This window comes from Paenibacillus sp. FSL R7-0204 (assembly GCF_038002225.1).
Lineage (GTDB): Bacteria > Bacillota > Bacilli > Paenibacillales > Paenibacillaceae > Paenibacillus_AQ.
The window spans coordinates 6255184-6272253 of record NZ_JBBOCA010000001.1 but is presented as its reverse complement, the minus strand read 5'-3'; the positions used below and the strand labels follow the sequence as shown (position 1 = coordinate 6272253).

The 17070-nt window shown below is 48.5% G+C and carries 11 protein-coding genes; 10 read left to right on the top strand and 1 reads right to left on the bottom strand.

Features of this window, described 5'->3' with window-relative positions; translation table 11 throughout:
• Positions 1-273: 273 nt before the first annotated feature.
• The 5 genes from MKX42_RS27065 to MKX42_RS27045 all read left to right on the top strand — a co-directional run bounded on the left by MKX42_RS27065 (position 274) and on the right by MKX42_RS27045 (position 5732).
• Positions 274-1356 carry a BMP family lipoprotein gene (locus MKX42_RS27065; protein ID WP_340756041.1) on the top strand — a complete coding sequence of 361 codons (1083 nt, stop codon included), beginning with the start codon at positions 274-276 and terminating at the stop codon, positions 1354-1356.
• Positions 1357-1534: 178 nt separating this feature from the next.
• On the top strand, positions 1535-3073 hold the full coding sequence (locus MKX42_RS27060) for an ABC transporter ATP-binding protein (RefSeq protein ID WP_340756039.1): 1539 nt from the start codon (positions 1535-1537) through the stop codon (positions 3071-3073).
• Entirely contained in the window at positions 3066-4142 is a 1077-nt protein-coding gene (locus tag MKX42_RS27055; protein WP_340756038.1) for an ABC transporter permease, read from the top strand. Before MKX42_RS27060 ends, MKX42_RS27055 begins: the two co-directional genes overlap by 8 nt.
• The gene (locus MKX42_RS27050) at positions 4143-5099 is read left to right on the top strand and encodes an ABC transporter permease (RefSeq protein WP_340756036.1); all 957 of its coding nucleotides are present in this window, start codon (positions 4143-4145) and stop codon (positions 5097-5099) included.
• A gap of 273 nt (positions 5100-5372) precedes the next feature.
• On the top strand, positions 5373-5732 hold the full coding sequence (locus tag MKX42_RS27045) for a hypothetical protein (RefSeq protein ID WP_340756033.1): 360 nt from the start codon (positions 5373-5375) through the stop codon (positions 5730-5732).
• Between the two features lie 18 nt (positions 5733-5750).
• Here the strand turns inward: MKX42_RS27045 and MKX42_RS27040 are convergent, their stop codons facing one another.
• Positions 5751-6197 carry a GNAT family N-acetyltransferase gene (locus MKX42_RS27040; RefSeq protein ID WP_036696120.1) on the bottom strand — a complete coding sequence of 149 codons (447 nt, stop codon included), beginning with the start codon at positions 6195-6197 and terminating at the stop codon, positions 5751-5753.
• 620 nt (positions 6198-6817) lie between these two features.
• Between MKX42_RS27040 and ilvB the strand changes: the two genes are divergently transcribed.
• From ilvB to MKX42_RS27015, 5 genes are all read left to right on the top strand, one after another.
• Positions 6818-8569, top strand: coding sequence for a biosynthetic-type acetolactate synthase large subunit (ilvB, locus tag MKX42_RS27035; protein WP_340756031.1), 1752 nt, complete (start codon positions 6818-6820; stop codon positions 8567-8569).
• A gap of 5 nt (positions 8570-8574) precedes the next feature.
• Positions 8575-9054, top strand: a complete 480-nt coding sequence (gene ilvN / locus MKX42_RS27030) for an acetolactate synthase small subunit (RefSeq protein ID WP_340756028.1) — start codon at positions 8575-8577, stop codon at positions 9052-9054.
• 188 nt (positions 9055-9242) lie between these two features.
• On the top strand, positions 9243-10235 hold the full coding sequence (ilvC, locus tag MKX42_RS27025; protein ID WP_036727672.1) for a ketol-acid reductoisomerase: 993 nt from the start codon (positions 9243-9245) through the stop codon (positions 10233-10235).
• A gap of 106 nt (positions 10236-10341) precedes the next feature.
• Positions 10342-11883, top strand: a complete 1542-nt coding sequence (locus MKX42_RS27020; protein WP_340756026.1) for a 2-isopropylmalate synthase — start codon at positions 10342-10344, stop codon at positions 11881-11883.
• Between the two features lie 464 nt (positions 11884-12347).
• Positions 12348-16919 carry a SpaA isopeptide-forming pilin-related protein gene (locus tag MKX42_RS27015; protein WP_340756024.1) on the top strand — a complete coding sequence of 1524 codons (4572 nt, stop codon included), beginning with the start codon at positions 12348-12350 and terminating at the stop codon, positions 16917-16919.
• The last annotated feature ends 151 nt before the right edge of the window (positions 16920-17070 follow it).

Here is a 17070-nt window from a genome sequence, read left to right as displayed (position 1 = left end):
ATACATGATAATAGAAAAGCCTTCCCTGTGCAATAATAATGTTAATGCACTTGGAGCCATAGATACATTTTGAGGTTTTCTAACATATATCGGACACATAGGTAACAGCTTATGTCAAGGTAAGCGATTTCTTGTTGAAAAATGCAAATTATTATTGACCTGAGGTCATTAATAGACTGGATTTTAGCTTTTTTTGCAGGTATAATTTGTACTAATGGTATGTCCAAAGCAGAACACAGAAGACATCCAATTTACTAAGGGGGATCACTTTCGATGAAGAAGTTTTACCAACTATCTTTGGTTATGGTTATGGCCTTCACTGTCATTCTGGCAGGTTGCGGTAACAATAACAGCGCTAATTCCGGCTCCAATGCTGGAACAGCAACTACTGCACCAACAGACGCAGCTGCAACAGAAGCACCTGAAGCAACTAAGGCTCCTAAGGCTGTCAAGCTGGGTCTCGTAACTGACGTAGGCGGAGTTAATGACAAGTCCTTTAACCAGTCTTCTTGGGAAGCACTGGAGGCTATGGAGAAGGATTTCGGCGCTGAAATTAAATACCTGCAGAGTAAATCCAATGCAGACTATGAGCCTAACCTTAACCAGTTCGTTAAAGGCGGCTATGATCTGACTTGGGGAATCGGCTTCGACCTTGGCGATGCTGTACTGAAGGTTGCCAAAGAAAACCCGAATGCCAATCTGGCCATCATCGACAGTGTAGTGGACGCTCCTAACGTTGAATCTGTAACCTTTGCCGAGAACGAAGGCTCCTTCCTGGTGGGGGTTGTTGCTGGTATGACAACCAAAACCAACAAAGTAGGTTTCATCGGTGGTATGGAAAGCCCGGTTATCAAACGTTTCGAAGTGGGCTTCAAAGCCGGCGTAGAAGCGGTTAACCCTAATGCAAAAGTAACTATCACTTATGCAGGTGCTTATGACAAGCCTGATACAGGTAAATCTTTGGCTGCAACGCTGTATGATGCCGGCAACGACATTATTTTCCCTGCTGCAGGCGCAACAGGCAACGGCGTATTCAACGAAGCAAAATCCCGCAACAAAGCCGGCGGTTCTAAAGTATGGGTTATCGGCGTCGACAAAGACCAGTCCCTGGAATTTGGCGATGATGTAACGCTGACTTCCATGATCAAACGTGTTGACGAAGCGGTTAAGAAGGTTTCCCAGCAGGTTGTTGACGGAACATTCAAAGGCGGAACTACAACTGTTCTTAGTCTGAAAGACAACGGTGTAGGTCTCCCTGAAACTTCCAAAGCTAACGTTAGTGCAGATATTCTGGCTAAGGTTGACGAATACAGCAAAAAAATCATTGATGGAACAGTTGTTGTTCCTGCCGAGTAATTCATTGCTTCAGCTTTACCCGATTTAACATAACGACGAAGCAAGGCCGGTTCAAGTACTGGCCTTGTTCTCTGTCAGCATCTGTTATAGACAATCACAACTGTACCGTCCTTGTGTGGGGCGGTACAGCCGTGTCTAAAAGGCAATATTATATATATTCTGTGATGAGGGTGATTCCATGAGTGCTGCGGCTCCTGTCGTAGAGTTGAAGCAAATCACAAAACGCTTTCCCGGTATCGTTGCGAACGACTCTATTAGTCTGACGCTGGAAAAAGGGGAGATCCATGCGCTGCTTGGTGAGAACGGGGCAGGCAAATCAACCTTGATGAATATCGTATTCGGACTGTATCAGCCCGATGAAGGCAGCATCGAAATCGACGGGAAACCGGTTATTATCGATAACCCCAATAAAGCTATTGAACTTGGCATTGGTATGGTTCACCAGCATTTCAAGCTTGTTGATCCTTTTACGGTCACCGAGAATATTGTTCTGGGCATGGAACCGAAGAAAGGTCTTAAAATTGACTATAAATCCGCTGCGGAGCAGGTTCGTAAGCTATCTGAGCAGTACGGGCTCCAAGTCAATCCAAATGCCAAAATTCATGACATTTCGGTAGGCATGCAGCAACGGGTAGAAATTATGAAAACCCTGTACCGCGGAGCGGATATACTTATATTCGACGAGCCTACCGCTGTACTTACGCCGCAGGAAATTACGGAACTGATGGCGATTATGAAGCGGCTCGTTGCTGAAGGTAAATCTATTATCCTGATCACGCATAAGCTGAAGGAAATTATGCACATCTCTGACCGTGTCACGATTATCCGGCGCGGTAAGGTAATTGATACGGTGAAGACCGCGGAGACCAATCCGAATGAGCTGGCTGAGAAGATGGTCGGACGCGGGGTTACGTTCAAAGTGGACAAGCAGACACCGCATATTGGCGAGAGCATCCTGAAGCTGTCTAATGTCAGCAGCAAGAGCAAGGATGGCGTGCCTGTGCTGAATAACCTGAGCTTTGAAGTGAAGGCAGGGGAGATTCTCGGAATCGCCGGAGTGGACGGTAACGGCCAAAGTGAGCTGATTCAGGCCATTACTGGGCTACGCAAGATTGATTCGGGCTCGATCCAGGTCTCCGGTAAGGAGATTGCTAATCTGTCTCCGCGTAAGGTATCTGAAATGAATGTCTCCCATATTCCGGAGGACCGTCACAAGCATGGTCTGGTGCTGGACTTCACTGTAAGTGAGAACATGGTTCTGGAGACGTATTATAAGAGTCCGTACAACCAGAACGGATTCTTGAACACAGAAGTGATTAACAAGCATGCCGAAGATTTGGTAAGACAGTTCGATGTGCGTACACCTTCCATAGAGAACAAAGCCCGCTCCTTATCCGGCGGTAATCAACAAAAAGCGATTATTGCGCGGGAAATAGACAAGAATCCGACTCTGCTGATTGCCGCACAGCCAACACGCGGACTGGATGTCGGGGCGATTGAATTTGTGCAGAAGCAGCTCATTGCCCAGCGGGATCAAGGCAAGGCAGTATTGCTGATTTCTTTTGAATTGGATGAAATAATGAATGTATCTGACCGGATTGCCGTTATTTATGAAGGACAGATTGTCGGAGAAGTATTCCCGCAGGACACGAACGACCAGGAACTGGGTCTGATGATGGCGGGCAGTTTGAAGCGGGGAGGTCATGCGGATGTCTAGACTCCGGAAAATATTCGCAACAGACAGCTATATCGTTCCGCTTGTAGCGATTCTGCTGGGTTTCCTGGTAGGTGCTATTGTCATGCTGTTTGGCGGTTACGATCCTATTGCAGCCTACTCTGCGCTGTTCAAGCGTGTGTTTGGCAGCCCGTATGATTTCGGTGAGGCGATCCGTGAGATGACTCCGCTGATGCTGACGGGTCTGGCTGTAGCCTTTGCCTTCCGCTCAGGGATGTTCAACATTGGTGCGGACGGGCAGGTCATGATCGGAATGACGGCTGCATCTGTTGTCGGCATTAAGCTTGGCGGCGTATTGCCCGGTTTCCTGTTAGTCCCGCTTGCAGTCATTGCAGCCGCTGTGTGCGGCGGACTATGGGCCGGTATTGCCGGATATCTGAAGGCTAAGCGCGGAATTAATGAAGTTATTACAACAATCATGTTGAACTGGATTGCGCTCTTCCTGTCGAACTATATTGTCCGGACGTTCCTGCTTCTGCAGGGACAGAACCGGTCGGAGGATAATCCGGCTTCTCTCTCCATGACCTTCCTCTTCTCCACCTTCGATAACGCCCGTCTGCACTGGGGAACTGTAATTGCCCTGGCAGCAGCTACCTTCTTCTATGTCTATCTGTGGAAGACCAAGCAGGGTTACGAGATGCGCGCAGTAGGTCTGAATCCGCATGCTGCTGAGTATGCAGGCATGAATGTTGGACGTAACGTGGTGAAGGCTATGTTCATCAGCGGCGTGTTCGCAGGATTGGCAGGCGCTGGTGAAGTGCTTGGCGTCTTCCATTATCAATCGGTATTTGCAGCTTCACCTGGTTATGGATTCGACGGTATCGCTGTTGCCTTGCTCGGATTGACTCATCCGCTGGGTGTCATTCTGGCTGCCATTCTTTACGGCACGTTAACGTATGGCTCGGCTGGTATGAGCTTTGGCGCCGATGTGCCGCCGGAGCTGATCCGTATTGTGATTGGTTCGATCATATTCTTCATTGCTGCGCAAGGCATTGTACGCTGGGTGCTCAAACCGTTTTACTTCAAGCGCAAGAAAGAGAAGGTGTTATAGATGGACTTCGTAGTCTTAGGCCAACTGCTCAATACGACGCTTGTTTTTTCCACAGCGCTAATATTTGCCTCCCTCGGCGGCATCTTCTCTGAACGATCCGGTGTTGTGAACATCGGACTTGAAGGTTTAATGATGTTTGGTGCCTTTGCAGCTGCCGTAGGTGGCTACTATGCTCAAGATGCAGGTATGGGCGAATGGGCACCTTGGGTCGGCGTGCTTTGTGCCATGGCTGTAGGAGTAATCGGTTCACTGATTCATGCAGTGGCTGCGATTACCTTCAAGGCTGATCAGACGATAAGTGGTACGGTTATTAACTTCCTGGCCGCAGGCAGCACATTGTACATGGTTAAGCTGTTTTTCGAAGGATCAGGCGAAACTCCGCTAATCGACGGATTCAGCAAAGTGGCGATTCCCGGGCTCTCCAAGATTCCGGTCATCGGCGAGGGGATATTTAACTCCTATCCAACCACTTATCTGGCGATTATCTTAGTCATTGTCATTTATTTCGTCCTGTTCAAAACTCCGTTCGGACTGCGTCTGCGTGCAGTCGGGGAACATCCGAGTGCGGCTGATACCCTGGGTGTCAACGTCAACAAGATGAGATATATCGGAGTAATGCTGAGCGGGCTGCTGGCGGGGATCGGCGGAGCCACTATTACATTGACTACTACAGGTACGTTTGCGCACAATACGATCTCGGGACAAGGCTTCATTGCCATTGCTGCGATGATTTTCGGGAAGTGGAATCCGCTTGGTGCCTTCGGTGCTGCGGTATTCTTCGGCTTCTCCCAGGCGATCCGCAACTATGTCCAGCTGTTTGAATGGTCCAAGAGCATTCCGCAGGAATTCATCTTCATGATTCCTTATGTGTTAACCATTATTGTTCTGGTGAGTGCAGTGGGCCGTTCCTCGGCACCTAAGGCGCTTGGTGAACCTTACGATCCGAGCAAACGCTAAGGCTATCGGTATACCATTCCCATTGCTTAACAGAACAGAGCGCATTTCCGGATTTCCGGGAATGCGCTTTTTTGATAGATAAGAATTTATATGTTTTGGGGTCCACGCAAAGTACCTGAGTCATCCTCGAGGCTAAAGCCCCACTTTGTGGGGGATTTTGTAATCATTGCAGGCAGCTGCTGCGGATACTTTCAGCCCGGAGGCGGGCGGAAGTACAGGCAAATACCGGGTGAGGCGAATAGATTGTTAAGAAACAAATACAGGAGGGATATTATGGCACACCCGGTTACGAAGCAGCAAGTGATCAAACTGATAGGCAAACATATCGTGGCGGTAAAAAAAGACGGGTCTAAAGTGACGGGCAAACTGGTCCGCATCTCAGGCAACCGGCTGATCCTGCAGCGCATCAGTGGGAAAAAAGTACAAACCAAGGCACTGATTCCGCTCGTGTTGTTTGATTTGCTGGCCATCGGTACGGCTCCTTACGGTTACGGCGGAGGCTATGGCTACGGCTATGGCGGCGGGGCTCCTTACGGGGGCGGTTATGGTTATGGCCATGGTCCTGTTCCCGGCCCTTATGGCGGCTATGGTCCCGGTCCTGGTTATGGCATTCCGCCGATTGGATTCTTTTAAACCATAGAGCCTGCTCTATCAGCGAAACTGTTTCTCAAGCTCATAACAGTAATTTTGCGGTTGATAACGGGCTACGCTGTAGCCCAGTTTTTCATAAAAAGCCAGACCAGCGGTATTTCCGGTATCTACGGAAACCTTCGCTCTATGGCATGCACGGGATAGTGCAAACCGCTCTGCCCTGTCCATGAGCATATTACCGTAGCGCTTACGCCTTGCTCCCGGGGCAATAGCGAGCATATCAATATATAACAAGTCGCCATGCAGCAGAAAATGCACGAATCCCAGCGGATCGCTGTCGTAGTCGGGACAAGCAACAAGTGTGACTCCCTGTCCCAGACGGCGGGGCAGATCTTTCCTGACCTGATTAATGATTGTCTGCGGAAGATGGGATAACGGGACAAGCTGCTTTTCAATCAAGTCATAAATAATCGTGTCATCCTGCCTGGGTCTGCGGTAACGAATCATAAATATTGCCCCCTTTCCACGTATTGTCGTACATCATATGCCCCGGGCGGTGTGGGCGTTCCGGCAAGAATAGAACAAGATTTTATGAAGAATTTAATGTATAACCCGCAGATGGGTATTGACTAACCGTGTGAGGAATCATATAATGTGTCTAAACATTTAACGAGCATACATGTATCGGCAATGATGAGGACGAAGTTTTAAGGGCTCTTTTGTTCAGAGAGTGAGAGGAATTGCTGCAACCTCCACCAGAATCCCTTATATACGAGCTCACCTCGGAGCTGTTTCCCTGAAAGGTCCACCAGCAGGAGCGGTGGAATTATTAGGGGGAATCGTTTGGTCCGCGTTAGGGACTTCAGGTTACGAAGATTTGGGCCCTGCCTACATCGATGGATTTTTGTATCCTGATAAGGCATATCATCGTGAGATGTTATGCAAACATGGGTGGTACCACGGAAGCTAAACCTTTCGTCCCTCACGCGCTTCTTCTGCGCGTGGGAGGCGAAAGGTTTTTTTGTTGAAACAGGAAGGATTGAGGCCTGTTCGCTAATATTAAAGATTGGATACTGACGTCCTGTCATTTGAATAATGCATGTGAACGATCGAAGGGAGGAATACTGATGAGCGCGCAATTACCGGAAGAAGTGCGGTCGATAGAGCAGTTACGTGAGAAATGGAAAAATCCTGAGGTGGTATCGGGGTCTGAGATCCTGCTTCGCAGCCTGGTACTTGAAGGTGTAGATACGGTATTCGGATATCCGGGCGGGGCTGTACTTTATATCTATGATGCGCTTTATGGCTTCGAGGATTTCAAACACATTCTGACACGCCACGAGCAGGGAGCGATCCATGCGGCTGACGGGTATGCAAGAGCAAGCGGTAAGCCTGGCGTATGTATTGCGACTTCAGGTCCGGGAGCAACCAATCTGGTAACCGGGATTGCTACGGCCTACATGGACTCTGTTCCGCTGGTAGTGATTACCGGGAACGTATTCTCCAGCCTGATCGGTACCGATGCTTTCCAGGAAGCGGATATTACCGGGATAACGATGCCGATTACGAAGCACAGCTATCTGGTAAGGGATGTTGAGGACCTGCCGCGCATTATTCATGAAGCCTTCCATATTGCGAATACGGGACGTAAAGGTCCGGTACTGATCGATATTCCGAAGGATGTATCGGCGGCGATGACATTGTTCACTCCGGCAGAACACCAGGGAGTTAACCTTCGCGGCTACAATCCGCGCACGGTTCCCAATAAGCTGCAGCTCGATAAACTGGTGAAGGCTATTGAGGCGGCGGAGCGTCCGATTATTATTGCAGGCGGCGGAGTCATCTACTCTGGAGCGCATGAGTCCATGTATGAATTCGTGAAGCGCACGGAGATTCCAATTACTACTACATTGCTGGGACTGGGGTGTTACCCGAGCGGCGAAGAGTTGTGGATGGGAATGCCGGGAATGCACGGCACATACACAGCCAATAATGCCATTCAGCAATGCGATCTGCTGATTAACATCGGTGCCCGGTTCGATGACCGCGTAACCGGCAAGCTGGACGGCTTCGCTCCCAAAGCGAAGATCGTGCATATCGATATTGATCCGGCCGAGATCGGCAAGAATGTAGCAACTGATATTCCTATTGTGGGCGATGTTAAGACGGTTCTGGAAATGCTGATCCCGGATGTGAAGCGTGCCTCGAAGGCCGATGCCTGGAGAACACAGATTGCCCAGTGGAAGCTGGACCAGCCGTACCGGTACAAGGATTCGGAGACGGAGCTGAAGCCGCAGTGGGTCATCCAGATGATCAATGACACCACCAAAGGTGAAGCTATTGTGACGACTGACGTAGGCCAGCATCAGATGTGGGCTGCTCAATATTACAAGTTCAACCATCCGCGTTCATGGATTACTTCGGGGGGCCTTGGAACAATGGGCTTCGGATTCCCGTCAGCGATCGGGGCGCAAATGGCCCATCCGCAGCGGCTCGTAGTCTCCATTAATGGTGACGGCGGCATGCAGATGTGTTCCCAGGAGCTTGCGATCTGTGCGATCAATAAGATTCCGGTCAAGATCGTTGTGATCAACAATCAGGTACTCGGGATGGTTCGTCAGTGGCAGAACCTGATTTATGAGAAGCGTTACAGCTATACCGATCTGGCCGGCAGCCCGGACTTTGTGAAGCTGGCTGAGGCTTACGGTGTGAAGGGCCTGCGGGCAACGAACAAGGAAGAAGCCAGCGCCGCCTGGAAAGAAGCCATGGAAACACCTGGACCTGTCCTGGTAGAATTCGTTGTCCCCAAAGACGAGAATGTCTACCCGATGGTAACCCAAGGGTCTACCATTGATCAAATGCTGATGGGGGATGAATAACAGTGATGAGACATACGATTGCTGTGCTTGTGAATGACCAGCCTGGCGTGCTGCAGCGGGTATCCGGATTATTCGGCCGCCGGGGGTTCAATATTGAGAGTATTACTGTTGGGCAATCCGAAGAGGTCGGATTGTCCCGGATGGTCATTGTAACGTTAGGTGATCAGCATACTCTGGAGCAGATTGAGAAGCAGCTCTACAAGCTGATTGATGTAATTAAGGTAGTTGATCTGGGTGTAAGGCCTATGGTTGCCCGTGAGCTGGCGCTCATTAAGGTCAAGGCTGAGCCCTCTGAGCGGCCTGAGATTATGGGCGTAGTCGAAACCTTCCGTGCTTCTGTTGTAGATATTGGCTCAACCAGCCTGCTTGTACAGGTAGTTGGGGATACCACCAAGATTGATGCAATGATTGAGCTGCTGAAGCCTTATGGCATTAAGGAGCTGTCCCGGACAGGAGTAACGGCGATGATCCGCGGGAATGCCTAATCGTCACATTTTACAGCTTTAACGAATTGCTGCTTGCGTGCATTAATTTAATTAAGATTAGGACAGACTTTGCCCGCTAAAGAGCGGGGGCTTGAGGAGCACGCTATAATAGAGTAAGCCTAACAGGAGTGTGCTCTTGAAGCACCCGCTCTTTACGATGGGTCCCAAATTAAAGGAGGATTTTGACAATGGCAGTTACAACGTACTATGAACAGGATGCAGAGCTTAGCGTATTGAAGGGAAAGACAATTGCAGTAATCGGGTACGGTAGCCAAGGACATGCCCAGGCACAGAACCTGCGTGACAGTGGTCTTCAGGTGGTTATCGGTCTGCGTGAAGGTAAATCTTTTGAAACTGCCAAGAATGACGGCTTTGAAGTATTGTCTGTAGCAGAAGCGGTATCCCGTGCAGATGTGGTGCAAATCCTCATGCCGGACGAAACTCAGGCATCTGTATATAAGAATGATATCGAACCGAACCTCAAGAATGGCGCGGCTCTGATGTTCTCCCACGGTTTCAACGTGCATTTTGGACAAATCGTAGCTCCTAAGGATGCGGATGTGCTGTTGGTAGCTCCTAAATCCCCGGGACACATGGTTCGCCGCACTTATGTTGAAGGCTTCGGCGTTCCCGGCCTGATCGCTATTGAACAGGATGCAACCGGCAATGCCAAGGCTATCGGTCTGGCATATGCCAAAGGCATCGGCTGTACCCGTGCAGGAGTTATCGAAACCTCCTTCCGTGAAGAGACTGAAACGGATCTGTTCGGTGAACAGGCTGTCCTCTGCGGCGGTGTGTCCGAATTGATCAAGGCTGGTTTCGAGACATTGACTGAAGCCGGATATGCGCCTGAGATGGCTTACTTCGAGTGCTTGCATGAGCTGAAGCTGATCGTTGACATGGTGTATGAAGGCGGATTGTCCAGCATGCGCGATTCCATCAGTAACACTGCGGAATACGGTGACTATGTAACTGGACCACGCATCATTACTGCTGAGACTAAAAAAGCTATGAAAGAAGTACTGTCTGATATTCAACAGGGTAAATTCGCCCGCGACTTTATCCTTGAGAACCAATCCGGCCGTGCCTTCCTGACCGCTACCCGCCGTAACGAAGCTGCTCATCCGGTAGAAGTAGTCGGCAGCCAGCTGCGTGAAATGATGCACTGGATTAAGAAATAGGTCATATACTTACAATTGCAATGAACCATAGGTAACCCTCAGATGCGGCCGTAATTTTGCGGGCCGCATTTGAGGGTTTATGGACAATCTTCAGGAGGTGCTCAGCATGCGGAAAATTTATGTGTTCGACACGACGCTGCGTGACGGGGAGCAGTCGCCGGGTGTGAACCTCAATACGCGTGAGAAGGTAGAAATCGCTTACCAGCTGGAGAAGCTGGGAATTGACCGGATGGAGGCAGGCTTCCCTGCCGCTTCGCCCGGAGATCTGGCTGCGGTGAACGCAGTGGCCAGAGCCGTCAAGAATGTCACCGTAATCGGTCTGTCCCGTTCCAGAGAGAGCGATATTGATGCGGTCAAGGAAGCGCTGCAGGGGGCACAGGACCCTTGCATTCATATTTTCCTGGCAACCTCGCCGATACACCGTCAGCATAAGCTGCGCATGGAGAAGTCACAGGTGCTGGAAACGGCACAATCGGCGATCCGCTATGCCAAGAAGTATTTTCCCAAGCTTGAATTCTCCCTGGAGGACGCTGGCCGTACCGAACGTGAATTCATGGCTGAAATGGTCTCCATGGCGATCCGCGAGGGTGCGAATGTGGTGAATATTCCAGATACGGTCGGATACCTGAATCCGGCGGAATACGGAGCCATCTTCAAGTTCCTGAAGGATACGGTGCCGGATATCGAGCGGGTTCAGCTTAGCGCCCATTGTCACAATGATCTGGGGATGGCTACCGCCAATACCCTCGCTGCCATTCAGAATGGTGCAGACCAGATTGAGGGTACGATCAACGGGATCGGGGAACGAGCCGGCAATACAGCGATTGAAGAGGTCGCTCTGGCGCTTGAGACCCGCAGTGAGTATTTCGGTGCCAAGACCTCTCTGGTCCTGTCCGAAATCTCCCGTACCAGCCGTCTCGTCAGCAAGCTGACAGGAATGGTTGTGCCGGGCAACAAGGCGATTGTCGGCGCCAATGCCTTCGCCCATGAATCCGGGATTCATCAGGATGGCATGCTGAAGGAGAAGACCACCTACGAGATTATGACACCGGAAACGATTGGTCTCAAAGAAAGCAAGCTGGTGCTTGGCAAGCATTCGGGCCGGCACGCTTTCCGCGATAAGCTGAGTGATCTGGGCTATGACATTTCTGAGGAAGAGGTCAATGCCGCTTTTGCCAAGTTCAAGGATCTTGCTGATAAGAAAAAAGAAGTCTCAGACGAGGATATCCTTGCGCTTCTGGAAGAGAAGCTGATTGATACGCCGGAGACCTTCAGTCTGCAGACGATCTATGTTACGTATGGCAATGAGGCTACTCCAACCGCCAAGGTAATTATTCACGGCCAGGACCCGCAGCCGATTGTGGCGGTTGCCGAAGGCAACGGATCGGTAGACGCGATCTACAATGCCATTGATCAGGCTACAGGGGAAGAAGTCACACTTGGCGATTACTCAATCAAAGCCGTCAGCAGAGGGAAGGATGCTCAGGGTGAGGTACATGTCGTGCTCTCGCAAGGCGAGGTGGCTGCGCAGGGCCGCGGACTTAGCACCGATATTCTGGAAGCGAGTGCCAGAGCCTACCTGGATGCACTGAACAAGCTGATTGAGAAGCGCAAGACCTACACCAAGCGTGAACATGCCAATCTTTAATTCAACTATTTAAAAGAAGCTTCACCGGACTAGTACGATTTGTCCGGGGAGGCTTCTTTTTTTTGTTCAAAAATCTGCTGAAATTTTTTTTGTGCAGAGCATGCTGGCTTAGAATCCAGCCGGGGAGGTTTTGAAACAAGATTTTGCATAAAAAGAATGAACAAGATGAGTCGAAAAAATGAAAAATAGTTCACAATCGAGGGCTGATTCCTCATATTCTGCGTTTGAAGCCACTTTTTTACCGATAAAATTATTTTATTTTTGAGTTAACTATGATTTATCTCATAATCTGTTCAGAAATTGTTCAGAGGCGGGAAGTAGAGTTACTGAAGTAAAGTCAAAGCGAAATCGAAGGCCCATATACATACTAGTGACAGGGGGACGATCCGAAAAAAGCAGGCGGGAACGGGTAATGGCGATGCTGGAACAATCATTTTGCAGAAAGAGAGAGAGGGAATAGTGATATGAAGAAAAAGACGATAGGCGCCTGGTTGGTTGTTGTAATGCTGATTACACAGTTTGCCAACGGTTTCGGGTTCATGACGAAGGTTAATGCGGGGGCAACGAATAGTATCATTACAAGTGTCACAATGGCAGTATATGAAAACGGCACACAGGTCACGGATAGTGTGTATAAGCTTGATTCGGAAGTCAAAGTAGGCTTGACCTTCAAGCTTCCAGTGACGGACCCTGAGACTGGAGCCCATGGTTATAAGGATGGGGACACGTTCGAATATCAGTTGCCTTACCAGTTAGCCATTGACCAATCATACACGGGTGACTTGGTATACAGTGGTGTAGCATCGGGGAAAATCGGAACGTACAAAGTCGGTACTGACAACAAAGTGGTGCTTACGTTCATTAAAGATATCGAAGGTTTGTTCAATGTGGGCGGTACTTTTAATGTGACGTCCAAACTTAGCTCCACCAAAGTCACGGGAACTACGACACAGGAGCTGTTATTCCCGATCGCCGGGAACCTGAATAATACGATTGTGATTAAAGTCCATCCTAAGGGCGGCACCAGCATTACCAAGGACGGGATTCCACAGCCGCAAAAATATAATCCGTCCAGCATCTTATGGACTGTTAATGTGAACACTGTGCAGGATGAAGTATACAAAGCGGTTGTTACAGACTCCATTCCGGCAGGCCTGGAGCTTGACCTAAGTTCAATTGAGGTCTATAAGCTTGAGGTTGATGTTCAGGGTAAAGTGACCCATAGAACGCAGATCGGGTCCGACCAATATGATCCTTCAGGCAGCACGACGAGCAGCTTGAATGTGAAGTTCTTCAACACCATTACGGATGCGTACCAGGTGACATTCTCGACCAAAATTACAAATACAACGCTTAAAAATTTCACTAATACCGCTAAGCTTACTGGTGAAGGAATCGATAAGAGTTCTTCTAAGACGGTTGATATTGTGCGGGGAGTTCCACTGAAGAAGACTGCGGGAAATTTTGATCCTATGGATGAGACCATTCCTTGGGAGATTCAGTTCAACTATAATGAACAAACCATTACATCCGCTAATGCGGTGTTGCTGGATTATTTTAATGATTCCCAAAAGTTGGTTGAAAGTTCATTAGTCGTATACAAAATTCAATTGGATCAAGACGGAAAAGAAGTAGGAAGCGGGACTCCTATCAATGAAGGACCCGATTATACTCTAACCTCGCCTTTGACCGACAAAACAGGCAAGATCGGGTTCAAACTGCAATTTAATAATGATATCAATTCTGCATATAAAATTAAATATAAAACCAAAGTCAAAGACCGTGTATATGGAGCTGAACAAATTTTTAACACAGTTACCAGAGATACGTATAAGGGAGAAGCAAACCAATATACTACTCAGCGTATTTTAAACAAGCAGAATGTAGATACGGGTAAGGATAAAGATGTCGATTATCTCAATAAAACAGTAAAATGGACCGTTAAAGTCAATGAAGACAAAAGAACCATGACCAACCTGATTCTGACGGATACTTTCGGCAATGCCGGACTGAAACTTATCGGCAAACCAATTATTAGCCCGAGTCCTGGTGTTGAAGGTACAGATTATATCATTACTAAGGTTGGTACTGAAGATTTCAGTAAGGGCGATGGTTTTAAAATCGAATTTAAAAATCCGATTAATGAAGCCTACACGATTACTTACACCACAAAGTTTGATTTTTATAAGTTGATTGATGGTATGAAGGAGTTCAGTAACACAGCTTCGATTACATGGGATGAAAATAAAACGAATAAACCGCTGACATCGACCAAAACCTTTGATCCGCGGGAAGAAGTTAAAAACAACGGTAAGAAGACAGGTTCTTACGATGTAAATACCAAGCAGCTTACCTGGACCGTTGGGGCCAACTATAATAAACGTGTATTGGCTGCAGGAGCCACTCTAGTGGATACGATTCCTGTAGGCCAGAAAGCAACTAGCGTAACTGCAGTAGTCTACAAGATGGGATATGAAGAAGATGGGGAGCACAGTAAGGGTGCTATCATTGACGCTTCGAAATATGATCTGACTGTCACAGACAAGCAACTCACAGTGAAATTCAAAGACGAGGTTGACTATGCCTTCTATGTGGTCTTCAGTACAGAGTTCATTGGGAGTGATGTCAATCAAGGTACAGTTACAAATAAAGCCACTTTATACGATAAGGATAACAAGGCTGTATCAGAGCCCTTGGAAGTAACAGTAACGGTTCCTAAGGGCGGCGAATATGTAGCTAAAGATTTTACACGCGATAAAGATGATCAGACTCTTCTGAACTGGAAAGTGGTCATCAACGCCAACCAGTCCATTGTCAAAAACGTAAAACTGGTAGATAATCCTAGCACGAATCAGGTGCTGCTGCCGGACAGCTTCCATCTCTACGTGACTACAGTGAATCAGAGCGGGGAAGCAGTAGATCCTACGTCTGGGAATGAATTGAAGAAGGATGTTGATTACACCCTTACCTTCAAAACCGACAAAGATGGTAAAGAAAGCTTCGAGCTTGCCTTCATTAACCCGAACCCGATCAGTAAACCATATATTCTGACTTATAAGTCCGTTGTGACTGAGGCAGGAAATAATGTGCAACTGAAAAATGCTATCTCGTTTAGCGGTGATGGTGTAGAACAGATTACAAAACCTATTACATCTGAGAAAAGTATTAAAATTGTTGACACTTCCGGTACAGGAAGCGGCGTTACTGGCTCGCTAAATGTTACCAAAACCAATCAGACCGGCGATGAAAAGCTTGAAGGCGCCGAATTCGCACTCTCACGGGTGATTGGAACTGAACTGAAGGAGACTCAAAAACAGACTTCTGCAGAAGACGGAACCCTGACTTTTACAAATCTTAAGGCTGGTAAATATGTTCTGAAAGAAACCAAAGCTCCGGCAGGTTACGCGCTGGACAGCACCGAGCATAAAGTAACGATTAATTCGTCCACGCCTGTGCAGCTTACCGTCAAGAATGACTTCTTCGGTTCACTTAAGCTGACCAAGTTGGATGTGAATGATTCCAAGAAGAAACTTGAAGGCGCAGTGTTCGAACTATTCGACTCCAAGGGTGCACTAGTGAGTTTGAAAACAACTGATGGCAACGGTGAGTTGGTATTCACTAAGCTTAAAGGCGGGGAGTATACCCTGAAAGAGAAAACCGCCCCTGCCGGTTATGTCCTGGATACCAAAGCCATTAATGTTACCATTGATCCCAATCAAGAGAAAACTGTTACAGTGACTAATGCACTTATTCCGGCCGAAGTCTTCGGATCGCTGAAGTTGACTAAGGTAGCGCAAGAGGATGCGGGCAAGAAGCTGAAAGATGCAGAGTTCGGATTGTATGATTCCACTAAGAAGCTTGTGACAAGCGGAAAAACAGACGCTGACGGCGTATTGGAATTCAAATCGCTGAAGCTCGGAACCTACACACTGAAGGAGCTTACTGCCCCTGCCGGTTATGTGCTGGAGGCGACAGAGCATACTGTAACGATTGATTCCGGCGTACAGAAGGTACTCGCACCAATTACGAACAAACTGATTCCGGTTGAAATCCTCGGCTCGCTCAAAGTAACGAAGGTTGCTGGGGAGGATACGAACAAGAAGCTTGCAGGAGCAGAGTTCGGACTGTATGATTCCGCCAAGAAATTGGTAGTAAGCGGAAAAACCGATGCAAATGGTGAACTGGTATTCACATCGCTGAAGCTGGGGAATTATATTCTGAAGGAAATTACAGCTCCGGAAGGTTATGTTCTGAGCGATACAGAGCATCCTGTAACGATTGATTCCGGCGTGCAAAAGGTGCTGTTGCCAATTACTAACCAAAAGGTAACCACACCGCCTACAGAATCGACACCGACACCAACGCCGGTGACACCAACAGCAACACCGACGCCAGTTACAGAACCAACAGCAACACCAGTACCAACATCACCGCCGGTATATTACACACCGACACCTGGACCATCAAGCATTCCTGGAGTTATCGGTACACCAACGCCGACACCATCGGTAACGCCAGCACCAACGGCAACTCCGGCTGCTTCCAGTACGCCAGGAGTAACAGCTACGCCACAGGTAACGCCAGCAGCAACACCGGCTCAGCCTGGAACGGTCAGCACTCCAACGCCGCAAGCCACACAGGTGACTACGATTGAGGAAGTGCCTATTGACGGCGAGATCCCGCTGGGAGGTATCCCTAGCATCGGCGAAGAGCCGGCGCATGGTACGGTAACTATTACACCGGATGGCAAATGGACGTATACTCCAGATCCAGGCTACACCGGCAAGGATAAATTCACGATTGTCGTTACAGATGAAGACGGCAATGAGGAAGAGATTACAATTGAAGTTGGAGTCGATGAAGTGCCTAAGGGTACGGTTACACAACCAACTGACAAAGGCAACAACAGCGGACTTCCCGGCAAGCTTCCTCAGACCGGTGAAGAAAGTCCTCTCCCGCTGTATCTGACTGGCGGCGGATTGATCATTCTGGGACTTGTACTGTCCAGAAGATTCAATGCCCGCAAGAAAATGTAGGAGAGTACAACTTATCAAGCATTAACAGCTAATAAGGCAGTATAGACAAAGACACCCGCAGCCTGCTGCGGGTGTCTTTGCTGTTACAAATATAAAGTCTCTGAAATAATACCGTCCCCTGAAAGGTCAGCATTGCCGTTTCTATTCACGG

What these genes read in the sequence shown, in the direction of transcription:
- MKX42_RS27065 (WP_340756041.1), top strand. Translation starts at nt 274, where the DNA reads ATGAAGAAGTTTTACCAACTATCTTTGGTTATGGTTATGGCCTTCACT.
- MKX42_RS27060 (WP_340756039.1), top strand. Translation starts at nt 1,535, where the DNA reads ATGAGTGCTGCGGCTCCTGTCGTAGAGTTGAAGCAAATCACAAAACGC.
- MKX42_RS27055 (WP_340756038.1), top strand. Translation starts at nt 3,066, where the DNA reads ATGTCTAGACTCCGGAAAATATTCGCAACAGACAGCTATATCGTTCCG.
- MKX42_RS27050 (WP_340756036.1), top strand. Translation starts at nt 4,143, where the DNA reads ATGGACTTCGTAGTCTTAGGCCAACTGCTCAATACGACGCTTGTTTTT.
- MKX42_RS27045 (WP_340756033.1), top strand. Translation starts at nt 5,373, where the DNA reads ATGGCACACCCGGTTACGAAGCAGCAAGTGATCAAACTGATAGGCAAA.
- MKX42_RS27040 (WP_036696120.1), bottom strand. Translation starts at nt 6,197, where the DNA reads ATGATTCGTTACCGCAGACCCAGGCAGGATGACACGATTATTTATGAC.
- ilvB (WP_340756031.1), top strand. Translation starts at nt 6,818, where the DNA reads ATGAGCGCGCAATTACCGGAAGAAGTGCGGTCGATAGAGCAGTTACGT.
- ilvN (WP_340756028.1), top strand. Translation starts at nt 8,575, where the DNA reads ATGAGACATACGATTGCTGTGCTTGTGAATGACCAGCCTGGCGTGCTG.
- ilvC (WP_036727672.1), top strand. Translation starts at nt 9,243, where the DNA reads ATGGCAGTTACAACGTACTATGAACAGGATGCAGAGCTTAGCGTATTG.
- MKX42_RS27020 (WP_340756026.1), top strand. Translation starts at nt 10,342, where the DNA reads ATGCGGAAAATTTATGTGTTCGACACGACGCTGCGTGACGGGGAGCAG.
- MKX42_RS27015 (WP_340756024.1), top strand. Translation starts at nt 12,348, where the DNA reads ATGAAGAAAAAGACGATAGGCGCCTGGTTGGTTGTTGTAATGCTGATT.